This is a genomic window from Tautonia plasticadhaerens, assembly GCF_007752535.1.
Lineage (GTDB): Bacteria > Planctomycetota > Planctomycetia > Isosphaerales > Isosphaeraceae > Tautonia > Tautonia plasticadhaerens.
The window spans coordinates 3,749,832-3,775,255 of sequence record NZ_CP036426.1 but is presented as its reverse complement, the minus strand read 5'-3'; the positions used below and the strand labels follow the sequence as shown (position 1 = coordinate 3,775,255).

The 25,424-nt window shown below is 73.7% G+C and carries 20 protein-coding genes; 7 read left to right on the top strand and 13 right to left on the bottom strand.

All coding sequences use genetic code 11. From position 1 onward, the window contains the following. Positions 1–398 precede the first annotated feature (398 nt). From ElP_RS15000 to ElP_RS14960, 9 genes are all read right to left on the bottom strand, one after another. Entirely contained in the window at positions 399–1,184 is a 786-nt protein-coding gene (locus ElP_RS15000) for a sugar isomerase domain-containing protein (RefSeq protein WP_145270592.1), read from the bottom strand. Between the two features lie 4 nt (positions 1,185–1,188). After that, a complete protein-coding gene (locus ElP_RS14995) occupies positions 1,189–2,028 on the bottom strand; it encodes an SDR family NAD(P)-dependent oxidoreductase (protein WP_145270590.1) in 840 nt (279 codons plus the stop codon). Further along, positions 2,015–2,440: a hypothetical protein gene (locus ElP_RS14990; RefSeq protein ID WP_145270588.1), complete on the bottom strand. Its 426-nt coding sequence runs from the start codon at positions 2,438–2,440 to the stop codon at positions 2,015–2,017. The genes ElP_RS14995 and ElP_RS14990 overlap by 14 nt, the downstream gene beginning before the upstream one ends. Before the next feature lie 77 nt (positions 2,441–2,517). Further along, positions 2,518–2,748 (bottom strand): hypothetical protein, encoded by a 231-nt coding sequence (locus ElP_RS14985; protein ID WP_145270586.1) that lies wholly within the window; start codon positions 2,746–2,748, stop codon positions 2,518–2,520. Positions 2,749–3,064: 316 nt separating this feature from the next. Then, positions 3,065–3,526, bottom strand: coding sequence for a RidA family protein (locus ElP_RS14980; protein WP_145270584.1), 462 nt, complete (start codon positions 3,524–3,526; stop codon positions 3,065–3,067). A gap of 125 nt (positions 3,527–3,651) precedes the next feature. Further along, on the bottom strand, positions 3,652–8,445 hold the full coding sequence (locus ElP_RS14975; RefSeq protein WP_145270581.1) for a protein kinase domain-containing protein: 4,794 nt from the start codon (positions 8,443–8,445) through the stop codon (positions 3,652–3,654). Between the two features lie 228 nt (positions 8,446–8,673). Continuing rightward, on the bottom strand, positions 8,674–9,276 hold the full coding sequence (locus tag ElP_RS14970; RefSeq protein ID WP_145270580.1) for an RNA polymerase sigma factor: 603 nt from the start codon (positions 9,274–9,276) through the stop codon (positions 8,674–8,676). A 191-nt stretch (positions 9,277–9,467) separates the two neighbouring features. Next, entirely contained in the window at positions 9,468–10,730 is a 1,263-nt protein-coding gene (locus ElP_RS14965; RefSeq protein ID WP_145270578.1) for an MFS transporter, read from the bottom strand. Between the two features lie 376 nt (positions 10,731–11,106). Then, a complete protein-coding gene (locus ElP_RS14960; protein ID WP_145270576.1) occupies positions 11,107–11,646 on the bottom strand; it encodes a hypothetical protein in 540 nt (179 codons plus the stop codon). Positions 11,647–11,904: 258 nt separating this feature from the next. On the opposite strand from ElP_RS14960, the gene ElP_RS14955 reads away from it, so the two are divergent. Continuing rightward, the gene (locus tag ElP_RS14955) at positions 11,905–12,117 is read left to right on the top strand and encodes a histidine kinase dimerization/phospho-acceptor domain-containing protein (RefSeq protein ID WP_145270574.1); all 213 of its coding nucleotides are present in this window, start codon (positions 11,905–11,907) and stop codon (positions 12,115–12,117) included. A 141-nt stretch (positions 12,118–12,258) separates the two neighbouring features. Here the strand turns inward: ElP_RS14955 and ElP_RS14950 are convergent, their stop codons facing one another. Then, complete coding sequence (locus ElP_RS14950; RefSeq protein WP_197446997.1) at positions 12,259–14,553, bottom strand: SWIM zinc finger family protein; 2,295 nt, start codon at positions 14,551–14,553, stop codon at positions 12,259–12,261. Between the two features lie 243 nt (positions 14,554–14,796). Here ElP_RS14950 and ElP_RS14945 point away from each other — a divergent pair, with 243 nt between their 5' ends. Both ElP_RS14945 and ElP_RS14940 read left to right on the top strand, forming a co-directional pair. Then, positions 14,797–17,031: a PPC domain-containing protein gene (locus ElP_RS14945; protein ID WP_145270570.1), complete on the top strand. Its 2,235-nt coding sequence runs from the start codon at positions 14,797–14,799 to the stop codon at positions 17,029–17,031. Between the two features lie 201 nt (positions 17,032–17,232). Then, positions 17,233–19,563 (top strand): c-type cytochrome domain-containing protein, encoded by a 2,331-nt coding sequence (locus tag ElP_RS14940; RefSeq protein WP_197446996.1) that lies wholly within the window; start codon positions 17,233–17,235, stop codon positions 19,561–19,563. A gap of 97 nt (positions 19,564–19,660) precedes the next feature. Here the strand turns inward: ElP_RS14940 and ElP_RS14935 are convergent, their stop codons facing one another. Next, on the bottom strand, positions 19,661–20,551 hold the full coding sequence (locus ElP_RS14935) for a ThuA domain-containing protein (protein ID WP_145270565.1): 891 nt from the start codon (positions 20,549–20,551) through the stop codon (positions 19,661–19,663). Positions 20,552–20,900: 349 nt separating this feature from the next. On the opposite strand from ElP_RS14935, the gene ElP_RS14930 reads away from it, so the two are divergent. The 4 genes from ElP_RS14930 to ElP_RS14920 all read left to right on the top strand — a co-directional run bounded on the left by ElP_RS14930 (position 20,901) and on the right by ElP_RS14920 (position 22,397). After that, on the top strand, positions 20,901–21,209 hold the full coding sequence (locus ElP_RS14930; RefSeq protein WP_231749733.1) for a hypothetical protein: 309 nt from the start codon (positions 20,901–20,903) through the stop codon (positions 21,207–21,209). Next, positions 21,206–21,586 carry a hypothetical protein gene (locus tag ElP_RS14925; RefSeq protein WP_231749731.1) on the top strand — a complete coding sequence of 127 codons (381 nt, stop codon included), beginning with the start codon at positions 21,206–21,208 and terminating at the stop codon, positions 21,584–21,586. Before ElP_RS14930 ends, ElP_RS14925 begins: the two co-directional genes overlap by 4 nt. A 91-nt stretch (positions 21,587–21,677) precedes the next feature. After that, on the top strand, positions 21,678–21,809 hold the full coding sequence (locus ElP_RS40660) for a hypothetical protein (protein ID WP_261344435.1): 132 nt from the start codon (positions 21,678–21,680) through the stop codon (positions 21,807–21,809). Between the two features lie 54 nt (positions 21,810–21,863). Then, positions 21,864–22,397 carry a hypothetical protein gene (locus ElP_RS14920; protein ID WP_145270563.1) on the top strand — a complete coding sequence of 178 codons (534 nt, stop codon included), beginning with the start codon at positions 21,864–21,866 and terminating at the stop codon, positions 22,395–22,397. A 34-nt stretch (positions 22,398–22,431) separates the two neighbouring features. On the opposite strand, the gene ElP_RS14915 is transcribed toward ElP_RS14920, so the two are convergent. Then, positions 22,432–23,244 carry a polyprenol monophosphomannose synthase gene (locus ElP_RS14915; RefSeq protein WP_231749729.1) on the bottom strand — a complete coding sequence of 271 codons (813 nt, stop codon included), beginning with the start codon at positions 23,242–23,244 and terminating at the stop codon, positions 22,432–22,434. Between the two features lie 569 nt (positions 23,245–23,813). After that, the gene (locus tag ElP_RS14910) at positions 23,814–25,373 is read right to left on the bottom strand and encodes an ATP-binding protein (protein ID WP_145270559.1); all 1,560 of its coding nucleotides are present in this window, start codon (positions 25,371–25,373) and stop codon (positions 23,814–23,816) included. Positions 25,374–25,424 lie beyond the last annotated feature (51 nt).

Here is a 25,424-nt window from a genome sequence, read left to right as displayed (position 1 = left end):
CAGAGGCGAGGCGCGGAGCCGGTCGAGGCCGGCCACCATCGTCCTGGCCCATCCGCCCGACCGATGGACGGATCGGTTCCCTCCCCCTCTCCCCTCCAGCGGGGAGAGGGCTGGGGTGAGGGGCCTTCGATGGATCGCCACGCCCTGCGCGTCGCCCGATCCCCCCTCACCCGGGCTGCGCCCACCCTCTCCCCCGCAGACGGGGGCGAGGGTCGGAATATCTCCCCCTCTCCCCGCTCGCGGGGAGAGGGCCGGGGTGAGGGGTCGGCGTCGGGGACGCGGAGCCTGGTGACATGTCCGATCCCTCCTCACCCGGGCTGCGCCCACCCTCTCCCCCGAGGACGGGGGCGAGGGTCGGAGACGACTGCACTCGTCGGGGATCGTCCCGGATGGACCGCCTATCGGTAGAGCACCCCCACGCGCCTCCGGTAGTCGTCGTAGGTCTGCTCGAACAGCTCCCGGGCCCGATCGGCGCCGACGTGGCAGGAGGCGGTGAGGACCTTCGGCGGCCGGCCGGCGGCGGTGAGCAGGCGGGCGACCTCGGCCTTGATCAGGTTGATGATCGTGCAGCCGCTGACCGAGGAGATGGGCGAGACCGGCGTCGGGAGGCCCTCGATCCAGACGGCGGAGTCGCCGGCGGGGGCCTTCTGGTCGAGGACGAGGTCGGCCACCTCGTGCAGCTTCTCGCCGGACGAATGCCGGGACGTGGAGGCCTCGCTGTGCGCCACCGAGGTCAGGGCCACCACCGCCATGCCCAGGCGCCTCGCCTCCAGGGCCACGTCGATCGTCACGGCGTTGCAGCCGCTGGTGGAGATGGCGAGCAGGCAGTCGCGCGGATCCGTGACGAAGTTCCGCCAGAGGACCGGGCCGAAGCCCTGGACGTTCTCCAGGAACATCGCCTGCCGCTGGCCGTTGGCGCCGACCACGGGGTTGTGGAAGGTCATCGACAGCTCGACGATCGGGTGGAAGCCCGGGAACGAGCCGTAGCGCGGGAACAGCTCCTCGACGGCCATCCGGGAGTGGCCGGTGCCGAAGACGTGCACGAGGCGGTCGGCCAGGATGGCGTCGGCGAACCGCCGGGCGGCCTCCCGGATCGGCCCGAGCTGGGTGGCCTCGATCGCGTCCAGGGCCGACCGGGCGGCGTCGAGGTACTGGGAGAGGGGGTCTCGGGGGGATTCGCTCATCGGTTCATCCGTCCGTTCCGTCATCGCTCGGGTGCTGCCCCTCGGAGACGCACCAGCCGCCGTCGACGGCCAGCACCACGCCGGTGACGAACCGGGAGGCCGGCTCGCAGAGGTAGAGGATCGCCTCGGCCACGTCGTCGGGGGTGCCCGGGGCCCCGGCGATCGGCTGCTTGGTGGCGAGGTAGGCCCGGATGGCCGGGTCCTGGCAGGCCCGGGCCGACATCGGCGTCTCGACCAGCGCGGGGGCCACGGCGTTGAACCGGATCCGGTCGGCGGCGTACCGGCTGGCGGCCTGAAGGGTCATGGCGTGCACGGCCGCCTTGCTCGCGGCGTAGGCGTAGGTGCCGAAGAACTCGGGGGAGAAGGACCAGGCGGTGACCGAGCCGAGGTTGAGGACGGTGCCCCTCAGGCCGACCTCGTCGGGACCCTGCGCGAGCATCCGACGGGCCGCCTCCCGGTTGGTGAGGAAGACGCCCCGGGCGTTGACGCCCATCACGGCGTCCCAGCCGGCTTCGGAGCACTCGTGCAGCGGCCCATCGCCATATCGGCGTCCGCTGATCCCCGCCACGTGCACCAGCACGTCGAGCCGGCCGCCGAGGCGGTCGATCGCGCGGTCGAACAGCGAGGAGACGGCGTCTCCGTCCGAGGTCTCGGCCTCCTCTGCCCAGGCCGGGCCGAGGGGGGCGAGGTGTCCCCGGGCGGCCCGGACCTCGTCGCCCGTCCGGCCCGAGACGACCACGCGGGCCCCCTCGGCCAGGAACCGGGAGGCGGTGGCCAGGCCGATGCCGCCGGTGCCGCCGACGATCAGGCAGGAGCGGCCGTCGAGTCGATTAGCGGCGTTCACGGCGATCCCACCACATCGGGTAGCGTCTTCCGGCGACGAAATCGCAAAATCGACACCCGCATGAACGATTGACGGGTTCGAATCGGAGCCAGGCGAGGCGTGACCGGGCCGCCTCGTTGTATGAGGCGACCAAGGAGAGGTGCCGGTCGAGAAGGCTGGCGTAGGCGCCCCGAGGATCGTCACCGGGGTCGACTCCCATGGCCCGGAGCAATGCAGCCAATTCGTCCAGTCCGGGGTCGATCGTCGGATCGGCCTCCGACCTGCGGGCCCGGGTATCGAGCTTCAGGATCTCGAGCCGCATTCGCTGGCAATCGATCTCGTAATTGATCGAACTCATCCTGAAGAAGTGGCGCCGCACGGCCGCGGTGCGATACCCCGCGAGGAGGAGGGCGATGACGGCGATGATCGCCATGATCGTGACCACGCGCCAGCGGAGGAGTCGTCGCATCGGATCGCCTCCCGACCCATCGGACTGATCCGGGCGACGGTTCAGGCGAAGCCGAAGCCGCTGCCGCGGTCCTTGTGGTCGCGTTCGAGCAGGATCAGGACGTAGGGCGTCACCGAGCTTTCGCTGTGGAAGGGCGTCTCCCGGACCGGCTTCCAGCCGTCGGCCAGCAGCGAGGGGAGGCCGGGGCCCCGCTCGGTGGCATTGTCGCGGACGAGCCAGCTGACGCCGTTGTAGTCGAGGATGACGTACTGGAATTCCCGGGGGTCGTTCATGGGACTTTCTCAACAATTTGACATAGCATCGATCGATCGGTGCGGCGTCTCGGCGGCAGGACACGTCCTCCGTGCGGCCTGCCGGCTCGACCCAGGCCCCTTGCTGGCCCCCGGGCAGCCGTCCGGGGTTTGGGGCGCAAATCCGACCCCCTCTCTCCGCCTGCGGGGAGAGGGTCGGGATGAGGGGTCTTCGAGCGACCTCCTGGCCTTGCGAACCGTCCGAGCCCCCCTCACCCGGGCTTCGCCCGCCCTCTCCCCCGCGCGGGGGAGCGGGTCGGAGTCGGGCACCTCGGGCCCGTCGGGCGACCGGGGCGGGTCAGTCGGCCACCTGGAAGATGGCCTCGATCTCGACGGCGATGTTCCCCGGCAGGGCGTTGGTGCCGACGGCGCTCCGGGTGCCGACGCCGAGGTCGCCGAAGACCTCCTTCATCAGGTCGGAGTAGCCGTTGATGACCTGCGGCTGCTGGGCGAACTCGGCGGTGCAGTTGACCAGGCCGAGCGACTTGACCAGCCGCGTCACCTTGTCGAGCGAGCCGAGGTGCGACTTCAACGTGGCCAGGATCGCCAGGCCGACCTGCCGGGCGGCGGCCCTGCCGGCCTCCAGGTCCAGCTCGGCGCCGACCTTGCCGGTGATCAGCGTCCCGTCGGCCTTGAGCGGGCCGTGCCCCGAGACGTACAGCAGGTCCCCCTGCCGGAGGGCGGTCACGTACGTGGCGACCGGCTTGGGGGCGGGGGGCAGCTCCAGCTTCAGTTCCTGGATCCGGGCGTCGGCTCCCATGGTCGTTCGGTCCCTCGGGTCGGGGGCTTCGGTGGGGGTCTTCGATCGAGACCACCGAAGCTACCGGCGAGGCCCCCGCAAATCAACCGGCCGAGCGCCCGGGGGGACCGCCCTCGCGCCGCCCGCTATCGGCGATCGGGCCGGTTGGCGTTGAAGAGGAGGTAGCGCCCGTCGGGGGAGAAGGAAAGTCCGCCGAGCAGGTCTCGATGGCCCTGGTCCTGCACCGGGACGGCCCGGTCGGGCCGGTCGGGCGACAGTCGGTAGAGGTTCCGGAGGTCGCCCCGGTCCCCCGGCGTCGACCCCTCCACGCCGACGAAGAGGTATTCCTCCATCGAAGCCCGCTTCAGGGGCCATCGGGGGACGACGTCCTGATCGGGGCCACGCTCGCAGAGCACCCGGGTGATCTCGGCATGGGACGGGTTGGAGATGTCCAGCAGGACCAGCCGATCGTCGGCCGACGATTTGCCGGTGCTGATGGGGGCCACCAGCGTCCGCTCGTCGACCCAGCTCGGCCAGGAGACGAACTCGAACCCGGCGACCCGGACCACCTCCTCATGCCGGGTGGCGAGGTCCTTGATGCGGCTCGAGGTGGGGTCGGAGAAGTCGTGGATCAGGAGTTTTTCGCCCGAGGGGGACCAGTACGGGGCGCCGACGTCGGACACGCGGCGGCGGTCGCCGCCTTCGGCGTCCATCAGCCAGACGCCGGGATCGGGGCCGGAGCCGTGCCACTGGGCGAAGGCGATCAGGGTCCCGTCCGGGGAGTAATTGGGGCTGTCCCCCGGACCGAGCGGGGTCAGCGTCCGTCGGCCGTCCCGGGCCTCCAGGGCGAACATCTGGGAACGCCGATAGTTGAAGTCGGGGTTGGCGTGGAAGGCGATCCGGCGGCCGTCCGGGGACCAGTCGGGGATGACGGAGACGGCCAGCCCCGTGAGCGACTCGTCGGCGATCAACGTGACCTCGCCGGTCTCCAGATCACGCATGTAGATCTGCATCCGGGTGCGGCCGTCGGCCTCGCTCGGCTCGACCGGGCTGCGTCGCAGCGCCTGGGCGAGGCGGTCGGCCTCCTCGACCGGGTCGGGCAAGATGAGATTGAGGTCGGGGGCGGCCCGGATGGCGGCCCCCAGCTCCTCCTCTGGCTCGGGTTTCCGCCCCGCCCCGGCCCGGTCGGGGCGGTTGGCGTTGAAGAGGAGGTAACGGCCGTCGGGAGAGATGGAGAGGCCCCCCTTGCCGTCGTGACGGGTGGCGTCGACCGTCTCGGCCGGGGCGGGCGGGCCGGGCTCCCCGCGCAGCACCCGGTAGATGCCCCTCGTGTTCCCTTCTCCCACGCCGATGAAGAAGTAGTTCCCGGGGACTTCCCCGACCATGGGCCAGCGGGGCAGGAGATCCTGGCCCGGCCCCCGTTGCCAGAGGATCCGCTTGAGGGTCGCGTTCGGGGGGTCGTTCACGTCGAGCAGGACCAGCCGCTCGTCGCCGGCGGCCCGGGAGGTGTTGAGGGTCGCCACCAGCGTCTCGTCGTCGGCCCAGCGCGGCCAGGAGATGAATTGCAGGCCCTCGACCTTGACCTCCAGCTCGCTGCCGCGCTCGAGGTTGAAGATGCGGATCGGGCCGGGTTCCGGCATGGGGTTGATCAGCAGCTTGCCCCCGCCGGGGGACCAGAACGGGGCCCCTCGGTCGGCGACCCGGCGGCGGTCCGAGCCGTCGGCGTCCATCACCCAGGCCCCGTTGACCGGGTTGGCGTCGGAATCGAACTCCTCCCAGCGGAGGAAGGCGATCCGGGTCCCGTCCGGGGACCAGGAGGGGCTGCTGCCCGCACCCAGCGAGGTGACGGCCGGCCGGCCGTCCGGGGCCTCCAGCACGAACAGCTCGGAGTCCGTCCACCGGAAGGTCTTGCCCGCGTGGAAGGCGATCCGGGTCCCGTCCGGGGACCAGACCGGGGAGAAGGAGTCGGGGTATCCGGTGAGCGGCTCGTCGGCGACGAGCGTGACCTCTCCTCCCCGGAGATCCTTCATATAAAGCTGCATCCGGTAATTCGGCTGCTGGCCCATCTGCCGGTCCTCGCTGGGCTGGGCCGGGTGGATCTTCAGGGCCTCGGCAAGGCGGTGGACTTCCTCGGCCGGGGTCGGCTCGGGCACGAGTTCTGAGTAGCCCAGGGGAGAGATCGGCACGCCCCGCCCGCGGCCGATCAGGGCCTCTTCCTCGCCCTCCCGGAGCCGCTCAACCAACTGGCGGTCGCGGCGATTGGCGTTGAAGAGGAGGTAGCGCCCGTCGGGGGAGAAGGCGAGTTCGCCGAGGTGGTCTTCCCGGGGTTCGGGCTGCATCGGGACGGCCAGGGGAGACTCGTCGGGTAAGAGGCGGTAGAGGTTCCGCAGATCCGGCTCCTGCACCACGCCGGCGAAGAAGAACTCGCCCGTCGAGGGGCGCATGGCCGGCCATCGCGGGACGACGTCCTGGTCCGGGCCCCGCTCCCAGAGCACCCGGACGACCTTTGAGTCGCTCGGGTCGGTCACGTCCAGCAGGACGAGCCGCTCGTCGTCCTTGTCCGCGCCGGTGTTCAGGGTCGCCACGACCGTGTCGGCATCGACCCAGCTCGGCCAGGAGATCATCTCGAATCCGTCGACCTGGATGATCTCCTCCTCCCCGGTCCTGAGGTCGTGGACCCGGGTCCGGGTCGGCTGCTCGGAGAAGGGATGGAGCATCAGCCGGGTGCCGTCGGGCGACCAGTAGGGGGAGCCGAAGTCGGCGACCCGGCGGCTGCCCGAGCCGTCGGACTGCATCAGCCAGGTGCCGGAGTCGGGGCCGGACCACTTGAGATAGGCGATGGTACGGCCGTCGGGGGAGAAGTTCGGGCTGCTGATCCCCTGATGCGCGAACGCGCGGACGACCGGCCAGCCGTCCTCGGCCTGGAGGAAAAGGATCTGGGAGCGGGACCCGTCGTTGTCCGGGGTCGCGTGGAAGGCGATCCGGGTCCCGTCGGGGGACCAGGTGGGCGTCGAGGTGCGGGTCAGCCCCCGGATCGGCTCGTCGGCGATGAGCGTCACCCGGTCCCCCTGGAGATCCCTCAGGTAAATCTGCATCCGGGTGCGGCCGTCGTCCTCGGTGGGCTCGGCCGGGAGGCGTTCCAGCGCCTCGGCGAGGCGTCGGGCCGCCGTCTCCGGGGAATCCGTCCCGGGCTCTTGCGGTTCGGTCGAGAAGCGGCCGGCCCCCCGAGGGGGGGCGAACCTCAGGCCCGGGTACAGGAGGTCCGACGCCATTCCTCGATCCATCGCGCCGTCGCCCGGCCGCCTCGTCTTCTCCCGGGGAATGGAGCTGCCCATCAACCCCGGGTTGGCCCGATACTCCTCCATGGTCGGGGGCCGGGCCGACATGGAGGAGATGACTTCATCGATCGGGTCCTGTCGCCCGACGGTCTCCGCCGTCTCCAGCCTCCCTTCACCTTCGCGACGGATGGAGAGGAGCGTGCGGTCCCCCCGGGTGATGGTGACGAGTTCCTCGCGGATGACTTCGCCGTCGCGGATCGCCTCGACGCTGTGCGGGCCGACGTCGAGCTTCAGCTCCTTCACCCCGGCGCCGGCGACGATCAGGTCCGAGCCGTCGAGGCGGATCGAGACGCCGGGGTCGTCGGTCTCGATGACGAGGACGCCGGAGGGGGTCTTCAGGCGGAGGACGACGGCGAGGGAGTCGGCGGCCTCCTGGGCGGCGGCCCGGACGTCGGAGTGGGCCAGCGAGGCGAGCAGGAGCACGCAGGCCGCGAGGGTGCCCAGGGCGGCGACTCGGCGTCTCCCGGGCCGTCGGGCGAGCCCGGCCGGGAGGGGGACCGTGGCGGGCTGCCGGACGTGGGCGAGGCAGCGGCCGAGCAGGTCGGCCACCTCGTCGGCCGACCGGTAGCGGTCGGCCGGGGCCTTGGCCTGGAGCCGGGAGACGATCGTGGCGAGCCAGGCGGGGATCTCGGGGTTGTGCGAGGCGATCGGCTCGGGGTCCTGCTCGCTGACGCGCCTCAGGGTCCCCAGGCTGGAGCTGCCCCGGAACGGGGCCCGGCCGGTGCAGAGGGCATACAGGACGCTGCCGAGGCTGAAGAGGTCGGTCCGGTGGTCGACCGGGTCGCCCCGGGCCTGCTCGGGGGACATGTATTGCGGGGTCCCGGCGACGACGCCCGTCTGGGTCATGGAGGCGTCGTCGACGGCCCGGGCGAGGCCGAAGTCGGTGAGCTTGACCCGCTCGACGCCGTCCTCCAGCAGCAGGTTGGCCGGCTTGATGTCGCGGTGGATCAGCCCCTGGGCGTGGGCGGCGGCCAGCCCCCGGGCGGCCTGGGAGCCGATCCGGAGGATCTCGGCCAGTTCGGGGGCCCGATCGCCGTCGACGAGGGCCTGGGCCGACCGGCCGTCGACGTACTCCATCACGAGATAGGGGATGCCCCTCGGGGTGGCGTCGACGGCGTGGATCGTCACCACATGCTCGTGGACGACCGCCGCGGCGGCCTTCGCCTCCCGGGCGAACCGGCGGCGGGCGGCGCCGGTGGCGGCCAGGGCGGGGGCGAGGATCTTGATCGCCACCGGGCGGTCGAGCGAGCGGTCGACCGCCTGGAAGACCACGCCCATCCCCCCCCGGCCGACCACCCGGAGCACGTCGTAGCGGCCGAGCCGGCCGAGGGCCTCAGGGGCGTCGGCCGGCTCGAGCAGGGCGACGGCCTCGGCCTCGGCGTCCCGGATCTCCAGCTCGGGGTCCGAGTCCGGCGCCGGGTCCCGGAGCAGGGCGAGGTCCTCCCAGAGGCCGCTGCGGGCCGAGAGGGCGTCGAGGGCCTTGCGGCAGGGCTCGCAGGCTTCGAGATGGTCGGCCAGCTCGGCCTGCTCGGCCTCGGGCAGGTCGCCGGAGAGCAGCAGGTTGAGGCGGCCGGGGTCGCCGTCGAGGGGGCAGGTCGGCATGGCGCGGTTCCTCGTCCTGGGTCGTCGGCGTCCTCGGCGGGCGGGGCGTCACATACGGAATCGCCTGAATCAATCACGTTCGGGTGGCCGGGGTCTCGTCCGCGAGACCCCGGTCCGTCGGGTGGCCGGGGTCTCGTCCGCGAGACCCCGGTCCGGTGGCCTCGGCGACCGGGGTCTCGTCCGCGAGACCCCAGCCACCCGAAGGCGTGTCTTCCAGGCAATGCGGTCTCACCCGTCCCCCTCGATGGCCTCGATCTCCCGACGGAGCCGGGCCATGACCCGGCTCCTCGCCACGTAGACCGCGCCGGGGCTGAGGCCCAGCGCCTCGGCCACGGCCCGGGCGTCCTGGCCCTCGACGCCGGTCCTCCAGAAGGCCTGCCAGGTGGCCCCCCGGACGGTGCCCCGGACGCGATCGGCCGCCAGGGCGAAGAGGCGACGGCGGTATTCGAGGTCGAAGAGGGCCGAGTCCTCGTCGGAGGAGGGCTGGGCGTGGAGCATCGCCACCATGTCGGTCCCCCCGGCCCCCGTGCCGGCCGGGTGCCGGCGTCGGGCGGCGATCAGGTTGACGATCAGGTTGCGGGAAATCCGGGAGAGCCAGGCCCGGAACGACCCCCGGGAGGGGTCCGGATCCCAGCGGTCGATCGCCCCGGCCACGGCCCGGAAGACGTCCTGGGCCAGGTCGTCGGCGTCGGTCTCCTGCAACCCGCTGCGCCGGGCCAGTCGGCGGACCAGCGGGCCGTACAGCTCCACGAACTCCTCCCACGCCCGGTCGTCCCGGGGTAACCCGAGGCGGACCAGCAGGCTCGGCCGGGTTTCTGGAGAGTCAGCCAAGGCCCAACGCCCTCCACCCGAGGGACACAACACGCCGCCCCTTTTCTTACACGCCGGCCCGGGGAATTGCGACGGATTCCCCGGACGACTGTCGGACGGACGACGATCGGCGACCGAATCGCCGGGCGTACGGCCGCCCGGCCGGTCGCCTGCGACGCCGGGGGACGGACCGTCATGCCGGCGATTCGGGCTCAGGCATCCCGGGCGGCGGGTTCCTCGGCGGGGACGGCGGCCCGGGGGAACTCGTCCGGGGGGTCGGCGGGCTTGCCCGAGGCCCGGATCGCCCAGGGGCAGAGGGCCAGGGCGAGGCCGCCGATGGCGGCGCCGAGCCAGTAGGGGGCGGCCGGGCCGAGGCGGCCGAGCAGCTCGTTGGAGGCCTGGTAGTTCACCAGCCGGGCGAGCGTCTGGGCCGAGAGCAAGGCGCCGAAGATCCGGCCCTGGCGGTCGGGGGGGACGCCCCGGGAGAGCAGCCCCGAGATCGTCGGCGCCGCCATCCCCTGGCCGAGGCCGACCAGCAGCACGGCCGCGGCCAGGCCGGCGACCTCGTCGGAGACGGCCAGCGCGGCCAGCCCCCCGGCCAGCAGGAGCAGCCCCGCGGGGATGAGCCGGGCCTCGCCGAACCGGGGGACGAGGCGGCGGATCAGCCCCCCCTGCATCAGGGCGCTGACCAGCCCCAGGCCCGCGAACCAGTAGGCCGCGATCCCGGCCGACCAGCCCATCCGACGCTCCAGGAACAGGCTGAAGGTCCCCTCCAGGCTGGCGAACGAGAGCACGAGCAGGGCCCCCAGCAGCACCAGGGGGCCGGCCCGGCGGTCCCCCAGGGCCCGGAAGACGCCCAGCCAGCTGGGGGCCCTCGCGGCGGCCCGGGAGGCGTCCGGCCCCCCCCGTTCCCCGGGGGGGCGGGATTCCGGCAGCCAGAAGATGGTCAGGATCCAGGCGGCCGTCGAGAACCCGGCGGCCACCAGGAAGGGCAGGCGGAGCTGCCAGGTCGGGCCGATCGGCAGCGAGACGAGCACGCCCCCCAGCAGCGGGCCGAGCACGAACCCCACGCCGAAGGCGGCGCCGATGAGCCCCAGCCCCCTGGAGCGCCCCTCCGGCTTCGTCACGTCGGCGATGTACGCCTGGGCCACCAGGATGTTCCCGCCGGAGAAGCCGTCGAGCATCCGGCCCAGCAGCATCAGGACGAAGGAGTCGCTCAGGCCGATCATCAGGAAGGAGGCCGTCGTGCCGACCTGGCTGATCAGCAGGATCGGCCGGCGGCCGTAGCGGTCGCTCAGGCGGCCGAGCACCGGCCCGGCGACGAGCTGGCAGAGCGGGAAGGCGGCGAGCAGGGCGCCGATCATCCGCTCGTCGAAGCCGTACAGCTCCGCATACCTCGGCAACAGCGGCATGACCAGCGAGAAGCCGAGCAGATCGACCAGGACGATCGAGACGATGACCAGCAGGGGCGACATCGGCGGGAGGCGCTCCGGGTGCGGCGGGTCCCCGCGGCGTCGGGCGCGGCGGGATCGAGGATCGGCGTCGAGGCCGGGTCCGGCTCGGGGGGGCGGGGCGACGGAGGCCGGGTCGGCGGGGCCGGGACCGAGGACGGGCGGACGCCGTCGGCCTCGGGACCGGGGGCCGTCGACCGGGGACCAGGGGCCGGGGATCGGCCCGGGACCTCGGGGACCCGACCGGTGGGGGCGACCTCGCCCCTGGATGGTAGTCCAAAGCGGTCGGGATCCGCCATCGGAGTTTCACCGGCTCACGTCGAGTCGCGTCGGCTCGGGCCCGCGTCCCCGGGGTGACGGGCGGGACCGGGGCGATCGGCCGGCCGGCCTCCCGCCCCGATCAGGGGGGCCGGCCCGGGGACGTGCCGGGGGCGACCGATCGGCGGTCGGGGGTCGGGCCCGGGGGGTCGGCCGGGGAGGAGGCGTCGCGCAGCAACCGGAGCTGGGATCGGATCGAGACGACCTCGATCGCGAGGGCGGCGAGGTTGAAGCCGAGGGCCACCGAGCAGAGGGCGAGGTGCCCGAGGCCCGCCTCGCCGGGCGGGGTCGGGCGGGCCGTCGGGCCGGTCAGGGCGGCGAGCAGGAGCAGCAGCGGGGCCGAGCCGGCGATCGGCACGACCCGGTCGGCGTTCCGGGCCGCCCGGGGGCCGAACCGACCGCCCGGCGAGGCGGGGGGATGGGACCGCTCGGCCCCTCGGACCCGACGGCCGACGACCCGCAGGACGGCCACCGCCGACGCATGGACGAGCACCCCGGCCGCGGTCGCTCCCCAGCCGATCGCGCCGTGCCCCCCTCCCCCGCCGGGGCCCAGCCCCAGGACGAAGCACCCGCAGAGCAGCGCGGCCCACCCGGCCGCCACGATCAGGACCATCCGGCCCATCGCTGCCCCCTTCGCCCCCGGATCGATCCGCCCGGCCCCGGCCGCGCGACCGAGGCCCGAGTTGCGGGATCCGTAGCCGACCCCGACCCCGACAGCCTACGCAGGGGTCGCCCCCGTCGGCAACTCGGGCCTCGGTCTCGCGGGGGCTGGCATGAAAGTTGCATAAAAATGTTTCACATCGTGGATCCCTCCCCCCGATCCCGCCGGGTTGCGATCCCGCCGACCACGCCCTCCGACTGGCGAGCTTTCGAGGACTCCATGCCAGACCCCACCGACCTCCGCGAGGTGGTCCACGACCTCCGGAACCGGCTCAGCGCCATCTCCTCGGCCGCGAACGCGATCCGCAAGTCGAACTTCGAGAGCGAGTTGGGCGAGGAGATGGTCGACATCATCCGCAACAACGTCGAGCGCGCCACCGAGACGCTCAAGGAGCTGAGCGAGTCCCGAGAGACCAACGGCCACCGCCCCTGATTCGGCGCTCGCCGATCGGTCCGCGGCCCCCGTCCGGGGCCCGGGACTGGTCCCGGTCGGACCGCCCTGGAGCCTCGCCGACCCCGCCGGGAGGGCAAAGCCCCGGCGGGCCGGGCCCCCGCGTCGCGTCGCCTCGCCCCCTCAACGGCGTCGCCCGTTCGGGCCCGACCGAGACCGGCCCCGGGGGGACTGGACGATCGGGCGGCCGTCGAGGCGGTCGAGCTGCTCCATGAACCGGGGGCGGTTGCGGTACGACTCCCGGATCGAGGAGAGTAGCACCTCCCACTCCTCCGGCCGTCCCACGGCCATGTACAGCGGCCGGAGCTTCCGGAGGTAGCCGGCGGCGGCCTCGTAGGCCGAGGGCCGGGCGTGGGGGAGCTGGGCGTCCAGCGCATCGCGGTAGATGGCGATCGCCCGGTCGGGATGGGAGTCGGCCACCGCCCCGGCCACCCGATCGGCGTAGGCCCGCGCGTGGTCGTAGGAGTAGGGGGACCGCGACGGCTCGGCCTTCATCCGGTCGTACCAGCGGAGCACCGCCTCGGGGTCCTTGGCGGCAATCGCCATTTGCAGGAGCACGTCGAGGTGGGGGCGGGGCTCGGGGTCGAAGCGGAGGGCCTGGGAGAGGAACGGCACGAGGTAGTCGGGCGTCGGCAGGGGCCAGCCGGGGTCGACCACCGGGGCCTTCGGGGCCTCCGGCGTCGGGGCGGGCCCGGCCGAACTCGACCCCGTGGACCTCGCCCGAGACTTCGACCGCGGCCGGGACGGCCGGGGCGGCGGCGCGGGGGGGCGGACGGGCAGGACGCCGGTCTCCAGGAAGCGGAGGGCGTGTTCCCGGACGGCGGGCTCGGCCTTCGCCTTGCGGGCGGCCTTGATCAGCTCGTCGAAGCCGGAGGGGCGCGGCCGCTCGAAGAAGGAGACGGCGGCGTGGGAGGCGACGACGTCCCATTTCTTGCGGGCCCGGGCCACCTCCAGCAGGCGATCGGCCAGGTGAGTGGCGATGCCTGGGAGGCGGTCGATCGTTTGCGAGATCCCCTCCCGGGCCCAGCGCTCGGCGTCGTCGAGCCGTCGACGCTTGAGATGGAAGTCGACCAGCCGCTCGTAACTGAGGGTGCGCCGGGCCTCGGCCTCGTAGATCTTCTCAAGCTCGTCCGGGCGCCCGGAGTGCTCCAGGGCGGTGGCGATCCAGTCGGTGATGCGGTCCCGCCCGTAGGAGCGGTGGAAGTGGCCCGGCTCGGAGGGGTCGCCCCCGGGCTCGTCCTGGTCCTCCAGGCGTTCGAGCAGCCGGTCGGCCGCCATCGACCAGTCCTCGGCGGAGGAGGGGCCGTCGAGGACGAGGCCGACCGCCTCGTCGAGGACGCCGTAGTCGTCCTCCAGGACGGCGTCGATGGCCATGAGCAGGCGATCGGGGCCGGACAGGCTCGACCGCGTCACCGCCCGGAAGACGACGGGGAAACACTTCGAGAGGGCGAGCGAGGTCTCCCCCTCGTCGTGCGACTCGCCGACCTGCCGGAGGCCCTCGGCGAGGAGCAGCCGGCCGAGGGAGACGACCTCGTCGGCGCAGCCCAGCTCCAGCAGCCGGGCGAGGCGGCGGCGGATCGGCTCGTAGTCGGGCAGGCTGCCCTCCCCGGTCCAGGCGTTGACCCAGGCCTCCTGGGCGGTGACCCGGCGGATCTCCCTCCGGGTCTCGGCGACGAGCAGGTCGGCGTCCCCGTCCTGCAGCGCGACCCGATCCTTGAGCTCCCGATATAGCTCCGGGAACCGTTTCGTCAGCGCCAGGACGAGGTCGGCCAGCTCCTCCTCGGACTTCGACCGGATGTGCCGCTCGATCTTCGCGTCCCAGGCCGACCCGCCCTCGCCCTTGCCCTTCGCCCCGACCCCGCGCGCCTTGCGGCCCCGGCGTCGGGGGGGGGCGGGCTCGTCGTCCGGGTCGTCCTCCTCCCAGGGGTCGTCGTCGGCGCCGTAGGCGTCCCACTCGTCCCCCGTATAGCCGCCGGATTCCAGCTCGGCCCAGCGATCGTCGTCCTCGTCGGCGACCGGCACGTCCTCCCCGGAGGCGACGGCGTCGAGGTAGGAGGCGACGACCGCCACGGCGTGCTTGCAAGCGAAGCCGACCGGGCAGGTGCAGGACGACTCCAGCAGGGGCTTCGCCCCGGTCCCCGCGAGGGACACCGTGGTGGCATAGCGATACGTGCCGTCCACCCAGGCCAGCAGGCTCCCGTCGGCGGTGATCGACAGGCCCGACACCCGGCCCCCCCGCTCGTAGGACCGCCCCCGTTCGACCGACCGGGAGCCGGCCCAGCGGTCGAGGTGGTCCCAGGTCAGGTCGACCCAGGAGGCGGCCGGTTCCTTGGGCTTCGGCTTCGATTTCGGCTTCGGGCTCGACTTCGGCTTCGATCCGGCGTTCGACGCCTTGATGCTGGCCGTTCGCCTGGTCACGGCGACCTCCGGGCGGGGGGGGCCGACACTCGGTCGGGGGGATCGGGGCCGGGCCATCCCCCGACGGCCCGGCGACGTGTCCCCAATTCTTGCACGCCGGAGACCCGGCGTGAACCGGCCTTTGCGTCGATCGGGCCCGGCTTGGACTCCCCTCGGCCCGATGTTGGATTTATGATGAACCCCGACCGAGGTCGCCCGCCGACACCATCCCGCCCCGCCCGACCACCCTCCGGAGCCGCCCCGATGAGCCGCCCCCTCCCGCTCGGGCCCGAGCGCCGGGCCCGCCTCCGACCCCCTAGACTCGCCCCGACGGCCCTGCTGGCGCTGCTGCTGCTGATCGCGGCCCCCGCCCGGGCCCAGGTGCCCCAGCATCGGCTCGACGCCGTCTTCCCGGCCGGGGGGCAGCTCGGGCAGGAAGCCGAGGTGCAGCTCGTCGGGGGCGAGCTGGAGTCGGTCGAAGGGCTCTGGTTCGACCACCCGGGGATCCGGGCCGCTCGGGCGGGGGGGGACGCGACGCCGCCGAGGTTCCGGGTGTCGATCGCCCCGGACGTGCCCCCGGGGCTCCATGACGTCCGGGCGGTCGGCCCGCTCGGCGTGAGCAACCCCAGGGCCTTCGCCGTCGGGCTCCGGCCCGAGGAGGCCGAGCGGGAGCCGAACAATGGGCCGGACGAGGCGGGGCCGGTCGAGGTCGGCCGGACGGTCAACGGCCGGATCGACGGCGCGACCGATGTCGACTGGTTCTCCTTCGAGGGCAAGGCCGATCGGCGGGTGCTCGTCACCCTGCTCGCCTCCCGGCTCGACGCCCCGCTCGACGCCGAGATCCGCCTCTTCGACGCCGAGGGCCGGGAGCTGGCCTACGGGCACGACGACGTGGGACGGGACCCGAGGCTCGACTGCGTCCTGCCGGCCGACGGGACGTACCGGGTCGAGGTCCGGGACGTGGTCTACTCGGGCTCCCCGGCGCACGTCTACCGGCTCGGCCTGCTCGACGGGCCGGTCGTCGACGCGGTCGTCCCCCGGGCCGCCGAGCCGGGCTCGATGACGGCCTTCACCCTGCTCGGCCGCGACCTCGGCGAGGGGGCGACCTCGACCGGCGACATCCTGCCCGGCGGCCGGCCGCTGGAGCGCCTGGAGGTCTCGATCCCGGTGCCGGCCGACCTGGCGATCGACCCCGACCGCCCCGGGGCGGGCTACTCCGGCAGCCCGGGGGCGGGCGTCCGGGGGTTCTGGCACGTCCACGAGGCCGGGGGAGGGGCCGCCGACCCGGTCTTCATCGCCGAGGCCTTGGCGCCGGTCGTCGTCGAGGAGGAGCCCTCGGGCGAGGGGGCGGACGAGGCCGCCATGCCGCTCTCCCCGCCCTGCGACGTGTCGGCCGACTTCCGGCGGGTCGGGGACGTGGATCTCTACGAATTCCGGGCCGCCAAGGGGGAAACCTGGATGATCGAGGTCTTCGCCGAGCGGATCGGCTCGCCGGTCGACACGACCCTGCTCGTGCAGCAGCTCGGCGAGGACGGCGGCGTCGCCCGGGACGTGGCCGAGGCCGACGACCAGGGCGACCCCGGCACGGCCCCCCGGTTCCCCCGGGCGACCGTCGACCCGGCCCTGAAGTTCCAGGCGCCCGAGGACGCCACCTACCGAATCACCGTGGGGGACCTGTACAACGCGGCCGAGCCGGCCCCGGGGGCCGTCTACCGCCTGGTGATCCGCCCCGAGCGGCCCGACTTCCTCCTGTTCGCCGCCCCCGGCGACGCCGGGGGCCCCGCCGCCGTCTCGGTGCGGGCCGGGGGGCGGACGAATGCCCAGGTCCTGGTCCATCGCCGGGACGGCCTGGCCGGGCCGATCCGGGTGGAGGCCGAGGGCCTGCCTGCGGGTGTGTCGGCTGAGCCGGTGGTGATCGGCGCGAACCAGGCCCAGGCGCCGATCGTCTTCAGCGCCTCCGAGGGGGCGCCGACCAAGCTCGGCACGGCCCGGCTCGTCGGGATCCCGATCGGCGCCGACGGCGCGCCGACGGGAGGGCCGGGTCGGGTCGCCTTGGCCGGGTCGATCACCCTCCCCCCCGCCGGGGGCCGCGACCCGACCCCGGTGGCCCGGGTGACCCGGGGCCTGGCGGTGGCCGTCCTCCCCGGCGCCCCGGCCCGGCTCTCGGCCGCCCCGGGGGAGCTGACCGTGCCCCAGGGCGGCTCGGCCGAGCTGACCGCCACCGTCTCCCGGGCCGAGGGGGTCGAGGCCGAGTTCCAGGTCACCGCCGACGCCCTGCCCGACCGGGTGACCGCCACCGAGGCCAAGGTCGAGCAGGGCAAGGACTCCGCCCCGATCACGATCACCGTGCCCGACGACGCCGAGCCCGGCCCCTACACCCTGCTGCTCCGGGCCGTCGGGAAGGCCTCCATCCCCGACCCGAACGACCCGAGCAAGGCCCGGGAGGTGACGCTCAGCGAGCCGTCCAACCCGATCCGGCTGACGATCACGAAGAAATAAGCTCGGATATCACCGTCCTGAATTCATGCCCCCTCCCCCCGCAGGCGGGGAGAGGGCCGGGGTGAGGGGTCGATGCGTCGGACTCGATGCCGTGCGCGTCGTCCGATCCCCCTCACCCGGGCTTCGCCCACCCTCTCCCCCGCGGACGGGGGCGAGGGTCGGGAACGACCGATCGAACCTCGCCCCAACAGGAATCATCCCATGCTCAACCGTCCGACCCTCGCCGCGCTGCTGGCGACGACCCTGGCGGCCCCCGCCGTCGCCCTCGCCCAGGGGGGGCCGATCGAGGTGGCCGTCCCCGACCGGGAGGGGCCGGTCAGCTTCTGGAATGAAGTGATCGACATCCTCGACAACCGCTGCATCGGCTGCCATAACGTCGCGCTGGCCGAGAACGGGCTGAACATGGAGGAGATCGCCTTCATGATCGAGGGGGGCGACTCCGGCCCGGCGATCGTGCCCGGCAAGGCGGACGAGAGCCTGCTGTTCAAGATGGCCGCGCACCGGGTCGAGCCGTTCATGCCCCCCGTCGGGGACGACCTGGAGCCGATGACCCCCGACGAACTCGGCCTGCTCAAGCTCTGGATCGACCAGGGGGCGAAGGACGACCCGGCGGAGATGACCGAGGAGCCGGCCGACTCCCCCGCCATCGAGCTGGGAGAATTGCCCCCGGGGGTCAACCCGGTGCTCGCCGTGGACCTGACCGCCGACGGCGGCGAGGTCGCCATCGGCCGGGCCAACGTGGTGCAGGTCTACGACACCAGGTCCGGCCTGGAAGTCGTCCGGCTCGGCGGCCACCAGGACCTGATCCAGTCCGTCCGGTTCAGCGCCGACGGCTCCCGGCTCGCCGCCGGCAGCTACCGGGTCGCCACCGTCTGGGACGCGCCGACCCGCACCCTGGAGAAGACCCTCGACGGCCTCGGGGCGAAGGTCAACGCCCTGGCCTCGACGATCGACGGATCGACGATCGTCTCCGGGGGCGAGGACGGCTCGATCCGGGTCTGGGACGGGGCGGACGCCGCCCAGCGCCGCCAGATGGACCAGCCGGAGAAGGCCCCGGTGCGGTCGCTGGCGCTGTCGAGCGACGGCTCCGTCGCCGCCTCGGGGAGCCCGGACGGGGTCGTCCGGCTCTGGAAGGTGGAGGATGGTTCGTCGATCGGAGAATGGAAGGGGCATGAGGGGGCCGTCCGGGCGCTCGCCTTCGTCGGCCCGGGGACGACTCGCCTCGCCACCGCCGGGGACGACGGCCGGGCCCGACTCTGGACACTCCACGAAGGGCCCGCCGCACCGGCCGAGGACGCGCAGCCGATCGAGCTGGACGGGCACGACGGCGCCGTGCTCGCGATCGCCTCGGCGCCGGACGGCTCGACGGTGATCACCGGCGGCGATGACGGCTCGGTGCGCGTCTGGGAGGCGGAGGACGGCTCGGCGACTCGCACGATCGAGGCCCACTCCGGCCCGGTCCGGGCCCTGGCGATCTCGCCCGACGGCCAGTCCGTCCTGAGCGGCTCCGACGACGGCACGGCCCGGCTCTGGTCGATGGCCGACGGCTCGGCCGGCCCCGAGCTGGTCGGGCACGAGGGGGGCGTCCGGGCCGTGGCGTTCTCGCCCTCGGGGGACCGGGTGGCCACCTCGGGGGCGACGGGCCTGAAGGTCTGGGAAGCGGGGACGGGGACCGGCGTGGCGGCCTTCGGCCACGTGGCGGCGGACGACCCGGCGAAGGTGGCGGCGGTCGACGCCCTGGCGTTCGCCGGGGACGGCCGGGTCGTCTCGGGGGCCGAGGACCAGGCGATCAAGCTCTGGGGCGTGTCCGGCAAGTGGTCCTTGCACCGGACGCTCGGGCCCCATGCCTTCCGCGTGCTCGCCATCGACTTCAGCCCCGACGGCTCCCTGATCGCCACCGGGGGCGGCGAACCGGCCGGCTCGGGCGAGGTGAAGCTCTGGGACGCGGAGTCGGGCGAATTGAGGCTCGACCTGCCCGAGCTGCACTCCGACACCGTCTTCGGCCTCCGCTTCCGCCCCGACGGCTCGGCCCTGGCCAGCGCCGCGGCCGACAAGTTCGTCAAGGTCGTGGCCGTGCCCTCCTGGGAGCTGGTGGAGACGTTCGAGGGCCACACCCACCACGTCCTGTCGGTGGACTGGAACGCCGACGGCACCCGGCTCGTCAGCGGGGGGGCCGACACGGTGTTGAAGTTCTGGGACTACGAGAAGGGGGAGCAGCTCCGGACCTCGCAGGAGGCCGGCAACCAGGTGACCTCGGTGCGCTGGATCCCCGGCAAGGAGGAGGTGCTGGGCGCCTCGGGGGACACGACGGTGCGGCTCTGGAACGCCGAGAACGGCCGGGCCCAGCGGTCCTATGCCGGGGCGACCGACTACGTCCACGGCGTCGCCACCTCGGCCGACGGGTCGATCGTCGCCGCCGGGGACGACACCGGCACGCTCTTCCTCTGGAAGGTCGGGGACGGCGTGCTCATCCGCAAGATCGAGCCCCCCGCCGACGACCGCCCCGGGCCGGGGGTGGCGGCGGGCGGCTGACGGCCAGGGGAATGGGAAGGACGCCGGGGGACGGAGGGCGATTCGGGCTCATCCGATCCGCCCCGCCCCCGGCATCTGCCTCCCTGCCGCCCGGGGATCAGCCCGGCAGGGTCTGGTAACCCGGGGTGACCTCGGAGACGTTCGGGGTGAAGTCGGCCTCGGCCCGGCCGGTGGCGACGTTCAGGCCGCCGATGAGCAGGCCCTGATATTTGGGGTTGGTCCAGACGTCCTCGCGGTGGCCCATCGAGGTGTAGAAGACCCGGCCCTCGCCGTAGCGCTTGACCCAGGTGTTGGGGTAGTCCGGGCGCCCGTAGTCGTTGCGGGGGCCGCTCTGCATGCCCTCGGTCACCTGGACCATGATCGCGTGGATCTGGTCGGACATGTTGCGGAAGGCATACCACTCGTCGTTGATCTCGAACGTCGGGCCGAACGGCCCGGCGCCGGGGAAGTCCGGGTCGACGACCTTCACCGTGGCGACCTGCTGCGGGCCGTGGGTGATGAACTCGGCGCCGATCATCTCGACGAAGGGCGTGGGCCCCTCGTCCGGGGGGGCGTGGAAGGTGTCGGTGGCGCAGTGGATGCCGACGAACCCCTTGCGGCCCGACCGGATCGCCTCGAGGAAGGCCTCCAGGCCCTCGGGGGACATGGGGGGGTTGCCGTCGGAGCCGGGCTCGGTGAGGTCGCCGGTGGTGTAGAAGACGAAGCCGTCCCACTCGTCGATCCGGTCGGGCTCGAAGAGGCGGCCGTCCTTGGAGGCGGTCACGTCGAAGCCGTGCTCCTTGCCGACCTCGATGAGGATCGTCTCGGAGTGGGCGAGCTGGTCCGCCTCGCGGTTGATCACCGAGTGCTGGAAGCCGGAGCTCTTGGTGAAGTAGAGGATCCGCTTGCGGTCGCCGTCCTGGGCGCCGAGCAGGGTGCGGCTCATCGCCGAGGCGCCGAGGGCGGCGGCGCCGGAGGCCATCAGCAGGCGGCGTCGGGTCAGGGTCATGGTCGTTGCTCCCGGGGTGCGTGCGGCTGGCGGACGACTCGGAGGGGAGGCCGGCCCCGCCCCCGTCGGGCCGGGGCCCGGCCGTCGAGGCGCATGATACCCCGGGCCCGACGCCTCGCCAGGGGGGGGCGGGGAAAACCGCTTGTCGGTCGGGGGCGATCCGGTTACCCTCCAGTGCACTCTCACGGAACGTCGACGGGCGGGACGCCGGCCCCCGGGCCATCGCCCCGCCCGCCGTCGGCCCGGGGGCCGCGGTCGATCGCGTCGCGACGCATCGGACCGCGTCCCGATCGGGCAGGCACCCTCTCGTCGAGTCGAGCAACCGACCCCCGGGGTCGGGGAGATACGGATGTCGCTACCTGCTTCGACCCTCCCGCCTTCCGCCGAGCTCGGCCAGCTGGACAAGCTCTGCACCTCGATCCGGGGCAAGCTCCAGTTCATGGACTACCTCGTCCGGGCCGCCGTCGCCGACGTGGAACGGTTCGAGGGGGAATCCGACCCGGGCACGCGGATCTTCCTCCGCCAGCTGATCGAGATGCACGCCTCCAACCTCGCCGTCGAGTGCGAGAACATGAGGCTCGTGGGCGAGCTCTGCGGCTCGCTGGAAACCCTGGTCAACGGCGATCCCGCCGGCTTCGGCTCGGAGGACGCCGCATGAACGGCCGACCCGTCGAATCCCCCGCCGCCAGCAATGGCGACGGCTCCGCCGCCGCCCTCGACTCCGAGGTCCCGGGCCCGGCCCCCGGCCGCGTCGCCGAGGGGCCCCGGGACCCCGGCGGCTCCCCCGAATTGCACCGCGCCCTGGCCGAGGTCAAGGGCCAGGCCCAGTTCCTCCTGTACCTGGCCGACCAGATCGAGGAGTCGCTCCAGCAGTTCGCCGAGGAGGAGGCCGACGCCGCCCACTCGGCCTTCCTCTGCAAGGTGCTGAGCATGTACTCCGGCCAGCTGGAGGTGAAGTACCACAACCTCGGCGAGCGCGTCGCCGAGACCTGCCAGGAGGTCTACCTGACCGTCCGGGAGCGCGACGCCGGCTGATCGATCGACCCGATCGCCGACGGGCTCCGATCGGCCGTCGTCCCGCACCGACCCCGCGAGGATCCGAGGCCCGGGAGCACGGGGCGATCCGATGGCCGGCCGAGGCGTCCACTTCGCGCCGTCCGGGGACGAGGCCCGGCACCTCCGCGCCCTGCCCGACGGGCGGGGCCGCCTCGACGACGTCGCCGACGGCCGCCACGTCCTCTTCTCCGTCGACCCCTGATCGCGTCAGCGGGGCATCCGCACCGGCCCGGCCACCCGACGGGACAGTCACGGCATGGGAACTCTCCCGAGGCGGCGATTCACCCTGGCGGACCTGCTCCTCCTGATCGCCGCCGCCGGGGTCGCGTCCGCGATGACGCGGGCGGTGATGGTCCGTCAGACCCTCCGGGGCCCGGTGGACGCCCTGCTCTCGGTCCCCGTCGCCGGGGCCTGCTGGGTCGCCCTGTGCGCGTCGATCGCCCTCATCCCGATCCGGCTCCGGCGGCCGAGGCCGGGCTGGGCCCTGCTCCGCGACCGCCCCGGCTTCGTCGCCTCGATCGCGGTGCTCTCGGGACTGGTGCTGGAGACGTTCAACGACTTGCCGCTGATGCTGAACTACCCGATCGGGGTCGAGTCGTGGCTCTACGCGGCCTCGTTCCCGTCGAACGTCGCCCCGCTGGTGGCCGTCTCCTGGCTGGTCCTCGCGATGGGGGGCCGATGGTCGCCGGGCCCGGAGTCCGACTGGGTCGACCGGGCGGGGCTGGCGCTCGGCGTCCTCTGGCTGGTCGGCTTCGCGGCGGCGGTCGTCGCCTCCTTCTGGCTGCTGTGACGGCCCCGCCGGTCGCCGGGCGGTTCGGGCCGGGTCAGGCCCGGACGGCCGACCGGTCGTTGCGCGTCGCGGGCCGACGCCGGAACGGCCGGGAGATCCCGAGGCGGGCGATCACCTCCAGGGCCCGGACGACCTCGGCCGTGTTGATCTTCGAGGCCCCGGCGCGGCGGTCCTCGAAGACGATCGGCGTCTCACCGATCCGGCAGCCGACCCTCCGGCAGAGGTAGAGCACCTCCTCCAGGAAGGAGTAGCCCCGGGACTTGATGCCGTCCAGGTCCAGCTCGGCGAGCCTGGAGACCCGGTAGCAGCGGAACGAGCCGCTGTTGTCCTTCGAGGGCAGGCCGAGCAGCAGGCGGGCGTAGGTGTTGATGCCCCAGCTCATCAGCTTCCGCTTGGCGTCGTACATGGCGCTGTCGATCCCGCCGCCGGGGACGTAGCGCGAGCCGATCATCACGTCGTGCTCGCCCATCCCGGCCAGCAGGTCGGGGATGAACCGGGGGGGGTGGCTGAAGTCGGCATCGAGGTTGAGGATGTAGTCGTAACCGTGGCGGACGGCGAACTTCATCGACTCGACGGCCGCCGTGCCCAGGCCGAGCTTGCCGGCGCGGTGGATCACGTGGACGCCGGGCATCTCCGCGACGAGCCGGTCGGCGACGCGGCCGGTGCCGTCGGGGGAGTTGTCGTCTATGACCAGCACGTCGGCATGGGGCGCGTACTTGCGGACCGCCCGGACGAGCGGGTCGAGGTTCTCGGCCTCGTTGTAGGTGCAGAGCGAGACGACCAGGCGGGGAGGCCGGTCCGGGGCGGGTGCGAGGTCGGCGGGGCGGGTGTTGGGCTCGGTGCTCACGATCGATCCCGGAGTCGGTGTCGGGGCTGGGCCGACCGGGACCTCCTCGCCCCCGATCGGGGGATCGGGGGAGGCTCCGGCCATGTGGATCCTCCCGGTCAGGGGAACCCTAGCATATCCGCCGACGATCGGGATCGGCAGCCCACTTCGACCGGCCTCGCCCCGGGAGGATGCCCGGGGGGACGCGACCGGGGCCGGCCCATGACGAGGCCCGGGGCATGCCGGGCCGGGGGGGGAGCGGAGGGAACGGGAAGGGCGGGTGCCGCCCCAGGTGTCCCGGCCCGCGATCCCGGACGGATCCGGGGGTCGCTCGCCGAGGCCACTCGTTGCGCGAGGGCCCCCCGCGGGAATCGGGGGGCTGCGGGAGCATCTCTGGCAACGCGCGACGACACCCGCCCTCCCGAGCGATCCCGCCCCCCAGGGGGAGGAGGGAAGTCGCGTTTCCTTGGTAATCCTTATTCGGCGATCGGTCCAGGGACGTTCACCCATTCCGTCGCGGTCCTCGCGTCCGGCCCGGCTCGCCCCGCCCGTGCCCGCCCGGGGACCGGGGGACGGGCCGGCCTGGCCGGTCAGTCCGCGTCGCTCGGCGAGCCGAGCTGGGAGAACAGGCGGCCGTACGGGGCGAATTCCTGCCCCGCCTCGGCCCGGACCTGCGACGGGGACGGCGACAGGGTCGGCCGCCGGTCGGCCTCCTCCCGCTCGCCGACGAAGGGCCTCGACGGTCCTCGCCTCCCCCCGGCCTCGGCGGGGCCAGCACCCGGGACGGGGGCCGGGCGGGGCGGGGCCGGGTCGGACCCGGCGGCGCCCCGGGCGATCTCCCACTCGAGCCGGGCCTGGATCGAGGCGTAGGGGTCGTCGATCGCCTCGGTGATCGGCCCCCTCGGCAGGTCGGTCGTCGCCCGGGAGGCAGGCGCCTCGGCCTCGTCCGGTTCGAGCAACCCGCCCGACGGCCAGGCGACCGCCGACGAGGGGAGGGCGTCGGCCCCGGCCCCGTCGTCGGCGTCGGTATCGTCGTCGGCCCCGGCCTCGTCGTCGGCGTCTTGCTCACCCTCGAAGCCGGCCTCGGCCTCGGCATCGGCATCGAGGTCGAGGTCGGCCTCGGACCAGCCGACCTCGATCAGGCCGTCCTCGAACCGGAGCGGGGGACGGGCCTCGACGAGCCGGGGGGCCGGCGGGGTGGCCGAGGCGGGCTCGATCCGCGCCAGGCCCGATCGGCCGGGGGCCGCCGGCCCCGCATCCGGGTCGACCCGGCGGGCGACCTCGGGGGCCCGGGCCTCCCCGGAGGGCCGTCGGCGGGGGGCGGCAGGGGCCGGGGCGGGGACCGCCGGCGTCGGGGTGGAGGGCGAAGGGGCGGGGCCCGACTCGACCCGGGGGGCGTCGACCCGATCGGCCAGGCGGATCAGCCGGGTCGGATTGCCCATCGACCGGGCGTGCAACTCCTCGACCGTCGGCCGCTCCCAGCGTCGGCCGGGGGCGGCCCAGCAGATCAGGGTCCCGGCCTCCTCGGCGTCGATCGGCCCGAGCCGGACGCCCGCGGCGAGCCTCGATTCGAGCGACTCCCAGGCCCGGGCCCGGAGCCTCATCGCCAGTTCCGTGCGGCCGACCAGCAGCAGCCCGGCGAAGCCGTCGGGGCGGCCGAGCCGGTTGGAGAGCAGCCGGAACTCCTCCAGGGCGGCGTCGGTGGCGTTCTGCGCCTCGTCGAGCACCAGGACCCAGCGCCGGCCGTCCTCGGCCTGCTCCCGGAGCTCCTCGGCCAGGGCGGACCGGGGGTCGGGGAGGCTGCCCGAGTCGGCCCGGCCGAGGTTGCGGAGGGCGCGCCGGACGAGGTCGACGCCGTCGTCCGACGGCGTCGCGTCCAGGCCCAGCCAGCGCCAGGATCCGGGGCCGGGGCCCAGCCCCGGGCGCTCGGTCGCCAGCCTCCTCCAGGCCCAGGTCTTGCCCGAACCGGCCTCGCCGGTCAGCAGGACCGGCCCCCGGCCCTTGCCGAGGGCCTGCCGGCACTCGGCCATCGCGCCGAGCCGGCTGGGCAGCACGGGCTCGGGGCCGCCGCCGCCTCCGGGCCGGCCGATCGGGTCGCGTCCGCCGTCGCGCTGCGTCGCGGCTCGGTCGGGGACGAATCGTGGGTCCATCGCCGCCACTCTCCTGCTCCTGAAGCCGACGATCCGGTCGGCCGGCCGGTC

Bases quoted from the DNA above. Each gene is read 5' to 3' on its own strand.
- ElP_RS14955 (WP_145270574.1), top strand. From the start codon at position 11,905: ATGCCAGACCCCACCGACCTCCGCGAGGTGGTCCACGACCTCCGGAAC.
- ElP_RS40660 (WP_261344435.1), top strand. From the start codon at position 21,678: ATGGCCGGCCGAGGCGTCCACTTCGCGCCGTCCGGGGACGAGGCCCGG.
- ElP_RS14940 (WP_197446996.1), top strand. From the start codon at position 17,233: ATGCTCAACCGTCCGACCCTCGCCGCGCTGCTGGCGACGACCCTGGCG.
- ElP_RS14975 (WP_145270581.1), bottom strand. From the start codon at position 8,445: ATGCCGACCTGCCCCCTCGACGGCGACCCCGGCCGCCTCAACCTGCTG.
- ElP_RS14920 (WP_145270563.1), top strand. From the start codon at position 21,864: ATGGGAACTCTCCCGAGGCGGCGATTCACCCTGGCGGACCTGCTCCTC.
- ElP_RS14985 (WP_145270586.1), bottom strand. From the start codon at position 2,748: ATGAACGACCCCCGGGAATTCCAGTACGTCATCCTCGACTACAACGGC.
- ElP_RS14990 (WP_145270588.1), bottom strand. From the start codon at position 2,440: ATGGCGATCATCGCCGTCATCGCCCTCCTCCTCGCGGGGTATCGCACC.
- ElP_RS14925 (WP_231749731.1), top strand. From the start codon at position 21,206: ATGAACGGCCGACCCGTCGAATCCCCCGCCGCCAGCAATGGCGACGGC.
- ElP_RS14960 (WP_145270576.1), bottom strand. From the start codon at position 11,646: ATGGGCCGGATGGTCCTGATCGTGGCGGCCGGGTGGGCCGCGCTGCTC.
- ElP_RS14930 (WP_231749733.1), top strand. From the start codon at position 20,901: ATGTCGCTACCTGCTTCGACCCTCCCGCCTTCCGCCGAGCTCGGCCAG.
- ElP_RS14910 (WP_145270559.1), bottom strand. From the start codon at position 25,373: ATGGACCCACGATTCGTCCCCGACCGAGCCGCGACGCAGCGCGACGGC.
- ElP_RS15000 (WP_145270592.1), bottom strand. From the start codon at position 1,184: ATGAGCGAATCCCCCCGAGACCCCCTCTCCCAGTACCTCGACGCCGCC.
- ElP_RS14945 (WP_145270570.1), top strand. From the start codon at position 14,797: ATGAGCCGCCCCCTCCCGCTCGGGCCCGAGCGCCGGGCCCGCCTCCGA.
- ElP_RS14965 (WP_145270578.1), bottom strand. From the start codon at position 10,730: ATGTCGCCCCTGCTGGTCATCGTCTCGATCGTCCTGGTCGATCTGCTC.
- ElP_RS14980 (WP_145270584.1), bottom strand. From the start codon at position 3,526: ATGGGAGCCGACGCCCGGATCCAGGAACTGAAGCTGGAGCTGCCCCCC.
- ElP_RS14935 (WP_145270565.1), bottom strand. From the start codon at position 20,551: ATGACCCTGACCCGACGCCGCCTGCTGATGGCCTCCGGCGCCGCCGCC.